The organism is Haloarchaeobius sp. HME9146, from assembly GCF_025399835.1.
GTDB lineage: Archaea > Halobacteriota > Halobacteria > Halobacteriales > Natrialbaceae > Haloarchaeobius.
This window is the reverse complement of sequence record NZ_JAODVR010000001.1, coordinates 390,384-405,110: the sequence shown is the minus strand read 5'-3', so window position 1 is coordinate 405,110 and position 14,727 is coordinate 390,384. Positions and strand designations below refer to the sequence as shown.

Below are 14,727 nucleotides of genomic sequence, written 5' to 3'. Positions count from 1 at the left end.
ATATAAAACAGTGCCGGGTATGTCAGGCTCGAACGACGAACCAGCCGGTAGCGGGAACGAGCGCCGCGATTCGGGTCGCCGTCAGTTCTTCTCGACCTCGCCCGGGCCGGGTGCCGACGGGCTCCAGTCGTCGATGCGCTCGGCGTGCGGGACGAACTTCTCGTGGGAGTCGTGCTTGAACACGCCGAGGATGTCGCCCGGGAGCGTCTGGACGTACGTGTAGAACTCGCCTTCCTCCTCCGCGTCGTGGACCATCCCGGCCGCGTGGCGGAGCTCGTACTGGCTGGCGATGAAGATGACTGTCTCCGTGTCGGGGTCGATGTACTCGGCGACGAGGAACACGTTCCCGTTCATCTCGCGGCGGTACACCTCGTACTTCGGGAACTGCTTGCCCTCGAAGGCCTCGCTGAAGTCCTCACCCATGTTCGACGGGACGACGTACACCAGGCCGAACCGGTTGTCGTCGTCGTCGCCTGCACGACGGTTCCGGGGCGCGGTGTTCGCCGCCATGACCGTGACCGCCTCCCAGCCCTCCTCGCGGCGCTGTTCGGCCATCAGTTCCATCTCCTCGAGTGCCTGTTCCCACGCGTTCGAGAGGACGTCCGCGTTGCTCGCGATTCGCTCGGCGTAATCTATGTCCTCACCGGACTTGGGCACGTCTGGCATATGTCCACACACATGGTGTGGAGTCTGATAAGGGTGTCTTTGTTTCTCGCAGCGCCTCAGCCGATGAATACAGCTGCCACGCTGGCGACCCCGGGCCGTGCGATGCCGAAGACGAACTCCATCGCCATCGACAGCGCGAGCATGAACACCGCGGCCAGGAACAGCTTCGCGTGGACCGAGAAGCGGTCGTCCGGCGCGATGGCGAACCACCGCACCGGCGGCAGCCACGAGACCAACCGTTCGAGGCGAGTCTCGCGACGCCCCCCGACCGTCGTATCAGCCTTCTTCTGGCGGTCGTCACCTGAGGTGACGAACCGGTCAGAGTCCGGTCGGTTCGACCCTCGCGGCGACGGTGGGCGAAGCTGGAAGGAGGCGTACGCCAGCAGGGCGAATCCGACCCAGAACAGGACGTGTTTCGTGGTGTAGAGCGTCCCCCGCCCGGAGAGTTCGAGGAAGGCCGACGCGCCCGCGACGAACAGGGCGACGACGAGGCCGTACACGACGGCTTCGAGGGTCTTCCGTGCCAGCCGTTTGGCGGCGACCACTTCGGGCGGAGCGTCGCTCATCGATCAGTCGTGGAGCTGGTCGAACGCGACTGCTGGTTCGTCGTAGCGGTCCTGGTGGCGGTGACAGAAGCTGGTCCGGCCGTCGTCGCTGACGACGTGGTGCTTGGGCTGGTCCCTGTCACAGATGCTCCCGAACTGCTCGAACAGGTACTCGCGAGCCTTGTTGTCGTGGCCTTTCTCGATGTGGCCAGACGCCTCGCGCAGGTGTTCGGACACCTCGGCGGGCACGTCCACGTCCCCGAACAGCTCGTCGGTGATCTCCGTGATGTCGGAGAACCTGGTCTGCTGGCCGAGCATCTCCTTGGCGCGGTCGGTGAGCGACCGATCCGCACGGGACCGTTCGCGGACGACCTCGCGGAAGACCTCGATGCGCTCCCAGACGTCGTCGTCCAGGTGCTGGTAGTCGTCGGGGCGGATCTTGACCGGACAGCGCGTACTGAACGGGCAGCCGACCGGCGGGTCGCGCGGACTCGGCGGCGTCCCTCGCAGGGTGATCCGGTCCTTGGTCGAGGTCGGGTCCGGCTCCGGGATGGCCGACAACAACGAGTGCGTGTACGGGTTCCCGGGTTTCTCGAACAGGCCGTCCGTCGGCCCGATTTCCATGATGTTGCCGAGGTACATCACCGCGACACGGTCACAGATGTGCTTGACGACCGAGAGGTCGTGGGCGATGAACAGGTAGGTGAGTCCGAACTCCTTCTGGAGGTCCTCCAGCAGGTTCAGGATCTTCGCCTGCACCGAGACGTCCAGCGCGGACACCGGCTCGTCCAGCACCAGGAAGTCCGGTTCGAGCGCGAGCGACCGGGCGATGCCGATACGCTGGCGCTGCCCACCGGAGAACTGGTGCGGGTAGCGGTAGTAGTGCTCCGGGCGCAGCCCGACCGTCTCGAGCAGCTCACGGACGCGCTGGCGTCGTTCTTGGGGGTCGCCCCAGCCATGGACGTCGAGCGGCTCGCGGATGATCTCTCCGACCGTCATACGGTCGTTGAGGCTCGATTCGGGGTCCTGGAAGACGATACCGAGCTGTCGGCCGCGGAGCTTCTTCAGTGCCCGGCCGGGCGCGGCCGTGACGTCGATGTAGCCCTCCTCGACGCGGATCTCGTCGCCGTCGCGGTGGCCGTTCTCGACGAACACGAAGTCCTTCTCGCCGAACAGGCCGAGTCTGGCACCGAAGCCTTCGTCGACGATGTCCTGGACGGTGAGGTTCTGCTCGTTGACGAACTGTGCGGCGTCGATGTCGTCGGCGCTGACGTTCTCGTAGCCGCTCTCGCGGGCGACGGCCTTCGGCGGCACGTCGTCGGCGAACAGCTTCGTCACGAGGTCGACCGGGTCGTTCGAGTCGTAGATCTCGGCCAGCATGACCGTCCGGCGGCCGTACGTGTTGGCCATCCGTTCGACCACGTCCGGCTTGTGGAAGCGACTGACGCCGGCGGTGGCGTCCTCGAGCTGGACCAGCGTCCGGCCCAGCGTGGACTTCCCACACCCGGATTCACCGACGAGACCGAGCGTCTCGCCCTTCTTGATGTCGAAACTCACGCCGTCGACTGCCTTCACCGGTTGGTCGTTGATGAGGCCGCCACCCGGATAGTACGTCTTCAGGTTGCGGATCTCTATCATCGACTCGGTCTGTGCTGTCTGCTGGGCGTGGGACATCGCTTGCTTGCTCATTCTTTGCTCCCTCCTTTGGCCTTATGAAGTTCGATGGCCTCCGTCTGCGACTGGTCCTCGGGGTAGAGGAGACAGGCGGCCCGGTGGTCCTCGGCCTCGTCGTTGGCCTTGACCAGTTCGGGGTGGACGGCCTGGCACTCGTCGAACGCCTTCGGACACCGTGGCGCGAACCGACAGTACGTCGGCTCCTCGTTCGGTGTCGGCACGTCACCTTCGATGGTGACGAGGCGGTCACCTTGCTGTCGGCCGGGAATCGACTGGAGCAGCCCCTCGGTGTAGGGGTGTTTCGGGTTGCCGAACAGTTCTTCGACCGGCGCGGTCTCGATGACCTCGCCGGCGTACATCACGTTCACGCGGTCCGCGATGTCCGCGATGACACCCATGTCGTGGGTGATGAACATGATCGAGAGGTCGCGCTCGTCCTGCAGTTCCTGCAGGAGTTCCAGAATCTGTGCCTGGATGGTCACGTCGAGCGCCGTCGTCGGCTCGTCACAGATGAGGAGCTCGGGGTCACACGCCAGTGCCATCGCGATGACGGCGCGCTGGCGCATCCCACCGGAGAACTGGTGGGGGTACTCCCCGACACGGCGACGAGCGTCCGGGATACCGACTGCTTCGAGCAGCTCGACGGCCTCCTCGGTCGCGTCGGAACCGCGGAGCCCCTGGTGGAGCCGCAGTGCCTCTTTGATCTGGTTCCCGACGGTATACACCGGGTTCAGCGACGTGAGCGGGTCCTGGAACACCATCGCGATGTTCCCGCCGCGGAGGCGTCGAAGACCACGCTCGTGTGCGCGCGTCACCTCGACGAAGCCGCGGTCGACGCGGATGCCCTTCGAGTCGCTGGTGCCCTCCTCGACGAAGACGAAGTCCGTCTCGTCGATGAGGTTGAGCTCGTCGGCGTACCCCGACGCGATGAGGTCGTCCCAGTGGACCGCACCGTCTGCGACCATCTGGGTCGGGTCGATGCGCTCGGGCGGGAGGTTCGCGTACTTCTCGTGCTGGGTGAGCTCACCCGGCTTCGCACCGTACTGGTCCATCGCGTCGGCCACGACGGTCGCGAGGTCGTGTTTCTGCTCGAGCTTCGTCAGGTCGACCGTGCGAGCCGTGTAGGTGTTCGCGAACCGCTCGACCGTCTCGGTGTCGCGGAACTGGATGGAACTCCCGCGCAGGGTCCGACCGGGACTCTCGACGAGGCCCATGATGGACCGGGCAGTCACCGACTTCCCGGACCCGGACTCGCCGACGATACCGACCGTCTCACCCTCGCGGATGTCGAAGTCGACGCCGTCGACGGCGCGGATGACCTCCTTGTCCGTGAAGAAGGAGGTCTGCAGGTTCTTGATGGTGAGGATGGTCTCCTCACGCTGCTGTTGCAGGGACATCATCCACCACCCCCTGCGGCTGCGGCCTCGTCAGCACTTGCCCCGCCGGACTGCGGGTCGATGGCGTCGCGGATACCGTCACCGAACGCGTTGAAGCCGGTGACGACGAACACGACCATCAGGCCCGGAATCGTGGAGATGTGCCAGGAGACGGTCGTCACGTACGACCGACCCTCGTTGACCGCGCGGCCCCACTCGGGGGTCGGCGGCGACACACCCAGTCCGAGGAACGAGAGTGCGGCGACACTGATGATGATGCCACCGAGGATGAGCGACCCGTAGACGAGCAGGTAGCCTGCCACGTACGGGAGCATGTGCTTCTTCATCGTCTCGGTCGGGCGCTGCCCGTACGAGCGGGCCGCGTCGATCCACTCCTGCTCGGAGACCTGGAACGCGGGGCCACGGATGGCGCGCCACAGTCCCGGCCAGCCGGTCGCTGCGAAGATGAGCGACAGGAGCAACCCACCGTTGTACACGTTCGAGATGGGGTGACTCCCGAAGACGACCGAGAGCATGATGTAGATCAGCAACCCTGGCATCGCCTGGATCGAGTCACTGGTGATGACGACGAGGAGGTCTGCGAGCCCCTTGTAGTAGGCGGTCACCATCGCGAGTGCGGTCGCGATGAACCCGCCGAGGACGATGGAGAGGAGGCCGATGAACAGTGACACCCTCGCCCCATCAGCCATGAAGGTGAACAAGTCTTTCCCCGTTGTCAAGGTCCCTAACGGATGGAACCTGCCGTGTTCGTCGTAGCTCATCGGACCGACGTTTCTGTTCGGATCACCCTGTGAGACGCTGTCGAGGTTGGCGGTCCCGTGACTGATCTCTTTGACCTGGCCGTCCTCGGTGTACTTGAAGGTGTAGCTGTAGGGGTCGTAGATGTTCTCCTGGGTCGTCACCGGCCCGAGTGCGGGCGCGAACAACGCCATCACGATGAACATCGAGACCATCAGGAACCCGAACTGGCCCCAGCGGTGGTTGCTCAGGCGGTCGATCATGTCGTCACGCGGCGTCCAGTCGGCGTAGCGGTAGTGTCGTCGGAAGGTCTTGTAGCCGAACCAGAGCCACGCCATCCAGATGAACGCGTAGGCGTAGACGAGCCCAACGCGGATCGCCCAGGCGTAGGCGGGTGCGAGGCCGAGGAACGTCCCGTGGTACGGGCCGAGGGCCCCGGTCGGGTACTGGTCCGTCGCGCTCGCCGGCGGCTTGAAGCCGTTGTTCGGGATGAGGTCCCGCGAGAGCAGCGTCGGGAAGGTGTCCCCGAGCCAGTTACCCACGCCCGCAGCTGTCTGGGCGAACCCGTGGAACAGCTGTGCGAACGAGGGCTCACCGATGACCGGAAGCGCCGGGAGCAGCATCCCGAGCGGTTCGTAGATCAGTATGGCCCAGATGACGGCGAGGCCACTCATGATCATGAGCCGTTCGAGCAGGTCGACGGACATCGGGACGTCTTCCAGCCCGAGTCTCTCGACCAGATTGAACGGTATGAAGATGGCCTTGACGAACACCGACATGACGGCCAGGACGATGATGGCACCGAGGGCGGACATGACGATGCCGCCGGCGGTACCGAACGTCTTGAACATCTGGTCGACGTACCAGCCACCGATCTCTGTACTCCCGTTGATGAGCGGATTGAACTGGTCGCCAAAGAGTACCATCGTCTTGGCGAACGCCCCGAACTCCAGGGCGAGTAGCACCAGTGCCCCACCGAGCCAGATGAGTGCCGGTTCGGGGTGAGCAAAGATCCGCTCTCGTAATGTCGCGTTCTCCTGTACCTGACTCATATTATTCGTACCCCACACGTGGATCGATGATCGTGTACATGAAGTCCTGAAGGATGTTCATGAACACGATGATGAGGATGAAGATGAACATCAGCGAGCCGACCAGCGGCACGTCGCCCTGAAGGGCCGCCTGGAAGAACAGGTAGCCCAGCCCGTTGATGCTGAAGATCGTCTCCAGAATGACCGACCCGCCGATCAGCAGGAACGCCTCGTTCAGGATGATCGGGACGAGCGGAATCAGTGCGTTCCGGAACACGTGCTTCCAGACGATTTTCCGGTTCGAGAGCCCCTTGGCGCGAGCGGTCTCGACGTAGTTGGAGTTCACCGTCTCGAGCACGGCGGTCCGCCCGAGGCGCATCTCGTTCCCCATCGACGAGGAACCGAGGACGATGGCGGGCGGCAGAACCATCTTGACGGCCTGCAGGAACTTCGTGCTGTCGAACTCGAACAGCGGGAAGTTGAACAGCGTCGTCCCGCCGAGCGCGATGGCGGTCGTCCCTGACGGGTCGTAGAAGTCGAGCGGCGGTTGCCCGATGATCTTCGTATTGACGAAGAGTTTGGCCCACTCGAACTCGAACAGGCCGAACGTCAACATCCCGGAGTAGTCTTTCGACTGGCTCAGGACGGAGAGCAGGATGACACCGAGCCAGAAGTTCGGCATCGCACGCCAGACGATCCCACCGAACGACGCGATGTAGTCGCTGAACGTGTTCGGGTTGAGACCTGCGTAGAAACCGAGCGGGATACCGATGAACAGCGGGATGAGCACCGACCAGAAGCCGAGCCAGAGCGTCCGTGGCGCGTGTTGGACGATGAGCGTCATGGCGGTGGTCCCGTCCTTGATGACGTAGGACTCACCAAGATCGAATGTGAGCAATCCGATCATGTAGTCGATGTACTGCTCCCACAAGGGTTGGTTCAGCCCGAGCTGTTGTTCTATCTGTTCGTACTTCGATGCGGGGACGTTCGGCCCGAGAATCGCAGCCACGGGGTCCAGTGGACCCATGCGAAGGACCAGGAACGTGATTGTCGTACCGAAGAGTACCACAGGGATAGCCAGCAGTAGGCGGCGGACGAAGTATCCCCACCTGCTCATGACATGTCCCTCCGGTGATCCACTTCCATCACCATTGTTCTATTCATAGTGTATTTTGCACCCATGGTTATGTCTTGCGTTCTTTTCCTACGTTAATTGAGGTTATAGCAGGGGCTAGACGGTCGAAAAATGGAAAATCGGGTTCCGATGAGACCCGGTTAGCTCCGGTCGTTCAGGTAGACGTTGTTGAACTTCATGCGGCTGCCACCGGCGGCACCGGTGCGCGGCATGTCGACCCAGTCGTACGCGAAGCGCTCGGAGACGCTGTGGTACGTCGGGAGCAGGATCATGTCTTCCCACATGGCCTCTTCCATCGCGATGTAAGCCTCGTTACGGACCTGCTGCGCGTCCTCGGTCGGCTCGGGGTTGTCCTGGATCTTCTGCCACGCTTCGGCAGCGCGGTCGGACGCGTCGCCCTCTGCGTCGTCCCAGTCCAGGTAGAAGCCCTGTGCCCCGTCCGTGGTGTCGGTGAGTTCCGGCACCATCTGGCCGAGGAAGTTGTCTGCTGCGGGCCAGTCCATGATCCAGCCGAGGGAGTACGCGGCAAGGTTGCCGGAGCGACCACGGTTGAGAAGCGTCGAGAACGGTGCTTCCTCGAGCTTCATGTTGACGTGGGCACTGCTGAGCTTGTCGCGGAGGATCTTCCCGAGACCCTGCCAGGTGTCGGACTGGTAGGTCGTGAAGGTGACCTCGTACTTGTTGTTCGGGCCGTAGCCAGCGTCTTCCATGACCTGGCGTGCGGACTCGAGGTCGGTCGTGTTGTACCCGTAGGGGTACTTCTCCTCAGCGTGCTTGTCGTAGGCGGGACCCTGACCCGGGTAGATACCCGGCGGCGTCAGGTGGTACGCGGCCTTGCCGCGACCCTTGAACACCTGGTCCACGCCTTCCTTCTGGTTCATCGCGTAGGCGATGGCCTTCCGGACCGGACCGGGGACGTTCTTGGCGTTCAGGCCGATGTAGAACGTGTTGATGGTCGCGTACTGGAGGTAGTTGGCCGTCTCGCCGTTCCGCATCGGACCGTAGGTACCGATCTTACGACCCTTGTCGTCCTCGGTCTCGATGCTGACCTTGCTCGGGTCGTACTTCGACGTCGGCATGGAGGCCAGGTCGGAGTTCTTGTTCTGGCCGTAGTTGTACGCCGCGTCGGGGTCGGTGATGACCTGCCAGTGGACGCCTGCCACGAACGGAACGGGGCCGTGGTAGTCGTCGTTACGCGTGACGGAGGCCTGGGTGTTCGTCTCCCAGTTCTCGAACACGAACGGACCCGCGCCGACGGGGTTCTGCGTCGCGAACTCGGAGTGGGACATCTCGCCGTCGTAGCCGTCGATGTCGCCCACGATGCCCTCCGGGATCACGGAGAACGAGGTGTATGCGAGCATCTCGACGGCGGACGCGAACGGCTTCGTCAGCGTCATCTCGAACGTCGTGTCGTCGACGGCCTCCATGTTGAGGGAGCCGGAGACGTAGTTGCCGTCGCTGTCCGTCTCGTGCTCGACGTTCATCGCGTACGAGAGGATGAAGTAGTCACGCCGCGAGTTCTCGGACGCTGCGAGGCGCTCGAAGGAGTAGACGACGTCCTGTGCGGTGACGGTGTCACCGTTGTGGTATTTGACGTCCTCCTTGAGGTTGAACGTGTAGGTACGGAAGTCGCTCGAGACCTCGAAGTCCTCTGCGAGGAGCGGCTCGACCTCGACCTCACCGTTCGGGTAGTTCATCAGGGCGTCGAAGACCTGCTGGATAACCGTCCCAGAGGCCGTGTCGGTCGCCTTGATGGGGTCGAGCGTACTCATCGTCGCGTTGATGAGCTCGAACGTCTTGTCGAGCTTCTCACGGTCTTCCGGCGGCCGTGTCGTCTTCTCGGTCGCCGTTTCCGTGGATTCGTCCGTCGGTTCGTCCGTCGGGGTGTCGGTGTCGCCTTCGCCACCGCCGCCGAGACATCCCGCAACCGCCACTGCAGATGCTGCGCCGCCAGTCGCCTGTAGGAAGCGACGACGGTCGATGCTGGTATTGTCTGTCATCCCACGCACCCCTTTGGAGACGGTATGGTTAAAATTACCGTTATGGTCTGCAGCTATTTTACATACCCAAACGTTTAAATTGGCGCGCGGAATGAATATATAGAATACCGAGCTTACGACGGTAACAATTACCATGAGGGGGCAGGTATATGTACGAAGAACTGAGAACAAATTGTAAACTGTTTATCTGGTTCGGGTGACGTTGGGCCGGTGCCGGAAGCGACTACGTACGCTCCGAAACCACCAGACGTGCCGCTTGTCGGTGGACTCCCGGTGCGGTGCCCACTCCGTATTCGTTGTTGCATTCCCGATTCCAATCATCTCGTTTTCGTGGATAGATGAACGGCAGCTGGCTTCTGAACAAACGATGGTTTATATACTCTTGGCATGCACCTTCATGATGGTTGATACCACTCCACACCGACAATCTCTGATTAAATATATTAAATTAGACATATACACTTCAGAAACTCGACTGTCGAGTCGATGAGTTTATACCTGACCATGAGACAGTGACTCATATGGCAGCATCCGAGTCAGGCCCGTCGGGTTCAGCCGACGACCGGGATGTGGTAGCGTCTGTCGACGGTGACGGTTCCTCGAAGGAGTACGTCATCGCGGACATCACAGACGATGGAGCCTGGCTCTCGATGCGAGCGGAAGACGCCCCGGACCTTCCCGACTGGCGGTAACCGCCGGTCGTTCTCTGTCGTTCTTCGTCGTCGAGCAACAGCTACCGCTCGGCTGTGTTCCCGTTCCCACGGCTGTGCTTCCGTTCCCCCGGCTGTGACACGTCGAACGGTGCCAGCGCGAGGACACTACTTTTTTCCCATCTACCCTCTTTCACGTGGGTATGCACTACCGGGAAGTCGCGACCTCGCGTGAGTTCGTCGTTCGGCTCGAGACGGGTGGCGACTGGCGCGCGCAGATCGAAGACCTGGCCGCCCGGGAGGACCTCGACGCCGCATGGTTCACCGGGCTCGGCGCAGTCCAGGACGCGGACGTCTGGTTCTACGACCAGGAGCGCCAGGAGTACGACGCCGCGACCTTCGACGAACCCCTCGAGGTCGCAGCCTGCGTCGGCAACGTCTCCGAGCTGAACGGTGAACCGTTCGCCCACACGCACGCGGTCCTCTCACGACCGAGCGGGCAGGCCCTGGCCGGCCACCTCGACGCGGCGACCGTCTGGGCCGGCGAACTGTACGTCCGGGAGTTCGAGGAGCCGCTCGTGCGCGAACACGACGAGACCACCGACCTCGACCTCTGGTTGTAGAATGCGCGAGGAAGACGAGCGCTACTTCGAGCGCATCGAATCCCGCCTCGACGAGGCGTTCGAGCTCGCCGAGCGCGCCAAACAGCGCGGCGGCGACCCCCAGCCCGAGGTCGAGATTCCGACCGCCCGCGACATGGCGGACCGCGTCGAGAACATCCTCGGCATCGAGGGTGTCGCCGAGCGTGTGCGCGAACTCGAAGGCGAGATGAGCCGTGAGGAGGCAGCGCTCGAACTCGTCACGGACTTCGTCGAGGGCGAAGTCGGTGACTACGAGACCCGCGAAGGGAAGATCGAGGGCGCGGTCCGGACCGCGGTCGCGCTCCTCACCGAGGGTGTCGTCGCGGCCCCCATCGAGGGTATCGACCGCGTCGAGCTGCTCCAGAACGACGACGGCACCGAGTTCGTCAACGTCTACTACGCGGGCCCGATTCGCTCGGCGGGTGGGACCGCCCAGGCGCTGTCCGTGCTCGTTGCCGACTACGCCCGCGCACTGCTCGACATCGACGAGTTCAAAGCTCGCACCGAGGAGGTCGAGCGCTACGCCGAGGAGATCGGCCTGTACGACAAGGAGACCGGCCTCCAGTACTCGCCGAAGGACAAGGAGACGAAGTTCATCGCCGAGCACATGCCCATCATGCTGGACGGGGAGGCGACCGGCGACGAGGAGGTCTCCGGGTACCGGGACCTCGAACGCGTCGACACGAACTCCGCCCGCGGTGGGATGTGTCTCGTCCTGGCGGAAGGTATCGCGCTCAAGGCCCCGAAGATTCAACGCTACACGAAGAACCTCGACGAGGTCGACTGGCCGTGGCTCCAGGACCTCATCGACGGCACCTACTACGACGACGACCACGGCAAGGAAGACGACGAATCCGAGGACGAGGACGAGGAGTCGGCAGACGGCGACGACGCGGGACAAGACGGTGAGTCCGAGCAGCCGGAGCCTGCCGGTCCGTCGGGCCCGCCCCGCGTCGAGCCCGCGACGAAGTACCTGCGCGACCTCATCGCGGGCCGCCCGGTCTTCGGCCACCCCTGCAGCGCCGGCGGCTTCCGCCTGCGCTACGGCCGCTCGCGCAACCACGGCTTCGCGACGGCGGGCGTCCACCCCGCGACGATGCACCTCGTGGACGACTTCCTCGCGACGGGCACCCAGATAAAGACCGAACGACCCGGGAAGGCCGCGGGTGTCGTCCCCGTCGACAGCATCGAGGGGCCCACGGTCCGCCTCGCCAATGGGGACGTCCGCCGCATCGACGACCCCGAGGAGGCGCTCGAAGTCCGAAACGGCGTCGAGAAGATAATCGACGCCGGCGAGTACCTCGTCAACTTCGGCGAGTTCGTCGAGAACAACCATCCGCTCGCCCCTTCCTCGTACACGGTCGAGTGGTGGCGACAGGACCTCGCCGCGACCGAGTGCAACGTTCAGGCGCTCGATGACTCGCCCCACGTCGACCTCGCCGACCCCAGCGCCGAGGAGGCGCTCGACTGGGCCGACGCCTACGACGCGCCGCTGCACCCGAAGTACACCTACCTCTGGCACGACATCGGCGTCGAACAGTTCGCGGAACTCGCCGATGCGGTCGCCGACGGCTTCGTCGAGGACGGCACCCTGCACATCCCCCAGACCGACGAACTCAGTGAGACCGCAGAACACGTTCTCCTCCAGCACACCCAGACCGACGAGGAACTCCTCGTGCGCGACTGGGTCCCCTTCGTCCGGAGTCTCGGCCTCACCCGCGACCTCGAGAAGCCGTGGGAACTTGACGACCTCTCACCCGAAGCCCGTCAGTGGGACGGTGGCGACAACGCGGTGAAAGCGGTCAACGAGGTCGCCCCGTTCGAGGTCCAGGAGCGTGCCCCGACCCGCATCGGCACCCGGATGGGCCGCCCCGAGAAATCGGAGTCACGCGACCTCTCGCCCGCGGTCCACACCCTGTTCCCGGTCGGCGAGGCCGGTGGCAGCCAGCGCTCGGTCGCCGAGGCCGCCAAGTTCGCCCCCGACATGCGTTCGACCCCCGGCGTCATCGAGGCCCAGGTCGGCGACCGCGAGTGCACCCAGTGCGGCGAACACAGCTTCAAGGTCCGCTGTCCGGAGTGCGACGCCCGCACCGAACCGCACTACTGGTGTCCCTCCTGTGAGCAGGAACTCGAACCCGACGAGGCCGGCCGCGTCTACTGCGACCGCTGCGAGCGCGACGGCACCAGCGTCGACGTCACCGAAATCGACATCAAGGCCGAGTACTGGGACGCCCTCGACGCGGTCGGCGAACGCGAGAACGCTTTCCAGATTCTCAAGGGTGCCAAGGGTCTGATGTCGGCGAACAAGACCCCCGAACCCATGGAGAAGGGCGTCCTCCGCGCGAAACACGGCGTCACCTCGTTCAAGGACGGCACGGTCCGCTACGACATGACCGACCTGCCCGTCACGTCGGTCCGGCCGGCCGAACTCGACGCCACCGCGGACCAGTTCCGCGGCCTCGGCTACGAGGAGGACATCCACGGCGAACCCCTGCGCCACGACGACCAGCTGGTCGAACTCAAGGTACAGGACATCGTCCTCTCCGACGGCGCGGCCGAACACATGCTCAAGACGGCCGACTTCGTCGACGACCTCCTCGAATCCTACTACGGCGTCGAACCGTTCTACGAGATGGACGAACGCGAGGAACTCATCGGCGAACTCGTCTTCGGGATGGCACCCCACACCTCTGCCGCGACCGTGGGCCGGGTCGTCGGGTTCACGAGTGCAGCAGTTGGGTACGCGCATCCGTACTTCCACGCCGCGAAGCGCCGGAACTGCTTCCACCCCGAGACTAAGGTCTGGTTCGAGGACGAGTCGGGCGAGACGCACTACGACGAGATTCAGAGCTTCGTCGAGGAGCGTCTCGACCCCGAGACCGCCGACGAGGACGACTTCGGGACGCTCGTGCAGGAACTCGATGGCGACGTGTTCGTTCCCAGTGTGGATGACGACGGGAATGTCGTCAGGAAACCGGTCGAGGCTGTGTCGAAGCACGTCGCACCCGACCACATGGTCCACATCGAGACGCGACTCGGTCGAGAGTTGACCGTGACGCCGGACCACGAGGTCCTTTGCTGGGATTCGGGCGGCGTGGTCCGGGTCGAAGCACGGGACCTCGATGGTGGCGAGTCGCTCATCATCACGAACGACACGCCGGAGGTCGCGAGTGCGGAATCACTCGCTGCCGACGGTGGTCTTACTGAACTCGATACCGTCGAATCGGCCGGACCAGTTGCAGGTGAGACGGACCACGTCTATTGTCTCACGGTCGCTGACACCCATTCGTTGTTCGCGAATGGCGTTGCGGCAGCGCAGTGCGACGGCGACGAAGACTGCGTCATGCTCCTGCTCGACGGCCTGCTGAACTTCAGCAAGTCCTTCCTCCCTGACAAGCGCGGCGGCAAGATGGACGCGCCGCTCGTCATGTCCAGCCGCATCGACCCCTCGGAGATCGACGACGAGGCGCACAACATGGACATCATGTGGGAGTACCCGCGGGAGTTCTACGAGGCGACCCGGGAGATGGCGGACCCGGACGACGTCGAGGACATCATGAAGATAGCCGAGGAGACACTCGGCACGGACCGCGAGTACACCGAGTTCGCACACACCCACGACACGACCAACATCCACCTCGGGCCGGCGCTGTCGGCGTACAAGACGCTCGGGTCGATGCAGGACAAGATGGACGCCCAGCTCCTGCTCTCGCGCAAGCTCCGGTCGGTCGACGAGACCGACGTGGCAGAGCGCATCATCGAGGGGCACTTCCTGCCGGACCTCATCGGGAACCTGCGAGCGTTCAGTCGACAGGAGACGCGGTGTCTCGACTGCGGCGAGAAGTACCGGCGGATGCCCCTGACGGGTGACTGCCGGGAGTGCGGTGGCCGGGTGAACCTCACGGTCCACCAGGGCTCGGTGAACAAGTACATGCAGACGGCCATCAACGTCGCCGACGACTTCGGCTGTCGGAACTACACGAAACAGCGCCTCGAGAAGCTGGAGAAGGCGTTGAACTCGATATTCGAGAACGACAAGAACAAGCAGTCGGGTATCGCGGACTTCATGTAGTCGTCCGCGAGCGAGTTTTTGGTCCAGCTTTTTGCCGGAGGGGTCGCGACCATGGGGAGCGACCCTGACGCGGAAAAAGGTGGTCGCAGGAGGTCAAGAACAAGTTGGGTATTGCGGACTTCATGTGACGCTACGGGGTTCTCGAGTTGTGAATCCCTTTAGAAATCAGGGTGGAACG

At 63.7% G+C, this 14,727-nt stretch carries 10 protein-coding genes; 3 read left to right on the top strand and 7 right to left on the bottom strand.

The genetic code is table 11. The features are described 5' to 3' along the window. Positions 1-81: 81 nt before the first annotated feature. The 7 genes from N6C22_RS02080 to N6C22_RS02045 all read right to left on the bottom strand — a co-directional run bounded on the left by N6C22_RS02080 (position 82) and on the right by N6C22_RS02045 (position 9,186). Positions 82-666, bottom strand: a complete 585-nt coding sequence (locus N6C22_RS02080) for a hypothetical protein (protein ID WP_261649053.1) — start codon at positions 664-666, stop codon at positions 82-84. 56 nt (positions 667-722) lie between these two features. Then, positions 723-1,232 (bottom strand): hypothetical protein, encoded by a 510-nt coding sequence (locus tag N6C22_RS02075; RefSeq protein ID WP_261649051.1) that lies wholly within the window; start codon positions 1,230-1,232, stop codon positions 723-725. Positions 1,233-1,235: 3 nt separating this feature from the next. After that, positions 1,236-2,900 carry an ABC transporter ATP-binding protein gene (locus N6C22_RS02070; protein ID WP_303647467.1) on the bottom strand — a complete coding sequence of 555 codons (1,665 nt, stop codon included), beginning with the start codon at positions 2,898-2,900 and terminating at the stop codon, positions 1,236-1,238. Continuing rightward, positions 2,897-4,282: an ABC transporter ATP-binding protein gene (locus N6C22_RS02060; RefSeq protein ID WP_261649050.1), complete on the bottom strand. Its 1,386-nt coding sequence runs from the start codon at positions 4,280-4,282 to the stop codon at positions 2,897-2,899. The genes N6C22_RS02070 and N6C22_RS02060 overlap by 4 nt, the downstream gene beginning before the upstream one ends. Beyond that, the gene (locus N6C22_RS02055; RefSeq protein WP_261649049.1) at positions 4,282-6,072 is read right to left on the bottom strand and encodes an ABC transporter permease; all 1,791 of its coding nucleotides are present in this window, start codon (positions 6,070-6,072) and stop codon (positions 4,282-4,284) included. Before N6C22_RS02055 ends, N6C22_RS02060 begins: the two co-directional genes overlap by 1 nt. Position 6,073: 1 nt before the next feature. Beyond that, a complete protein-coding gene (locus tag N6C22_RS02050) occupies positions 6,074-7,168 on the bottom strand; it encodes an ABC transporter permease (RefSeq protein WP_261649048.1) in 1,095 nt (364 codons plus the stop codon). A 158-nt stretch (positions 7,169-7,326) separates the two neighbouring features. Further along, positions 7,327-9,186 (bottom strand): ABC transporter substrate-binding protein, encoded by a 1,860-nt coding sequence (locus N6C22_RS02045; RefSeq protein ID WP_261649046.1) that lies wholly within the window; start codon positions 9,184-9,186, stop codon positions 7,327-7,329. A gap of 569 nt (positions 9,187-9,755) precedes the next feature. On the opposite strand from N6C22_RS02045, the gene N6C22_RS02040 reads away from it, so the two are divergent. The 3 genes from N6C22_RS02040 (at position 9,756) to N6C22_RS02030 (ending at position 14,549) form a co-directional block, all read left to right on the top strand. Further along, a complete protein-coding gene (locus tag N6C22_RS02040; RefSeq protein WP_261649044.1) occupies positions 9,756-9,878 on the top strand; it encodes a hypothetical protein in 123 nt (40 codons plus the stop codon). A gap of 161 nt (positions 9,879-10,039) precedes the next feature. Beyond that, positions 10,040-10,459 (top strand): PPC domain-containing DNA-binding protein, encoded by a 420-nt coding sequence (locus tag N6C22_RS02035; RefSeq protein WP_261649042.1) that lies wholly within the window; start codon positions 10,040-10,042, stop codon positions 10,457-10,459. 1 nt (position 10,460) lies between these two features. Then, positions 10,461-14,549 carry a DNA-directed DNA polymerase II large subunit gene (locus tag N6C22_RS02030; RefSeq protein WP_261649040.1) on the top strand — a complete coding sequence of 1,363 codons (4,089 nt, stop codon included), beginning with the start codon at positions 10,461-10,463 and terminating at the stop codon, positions 14,547-14,549. Positions 14,550-14,727 lie beyond the last annotated feature (178 nt).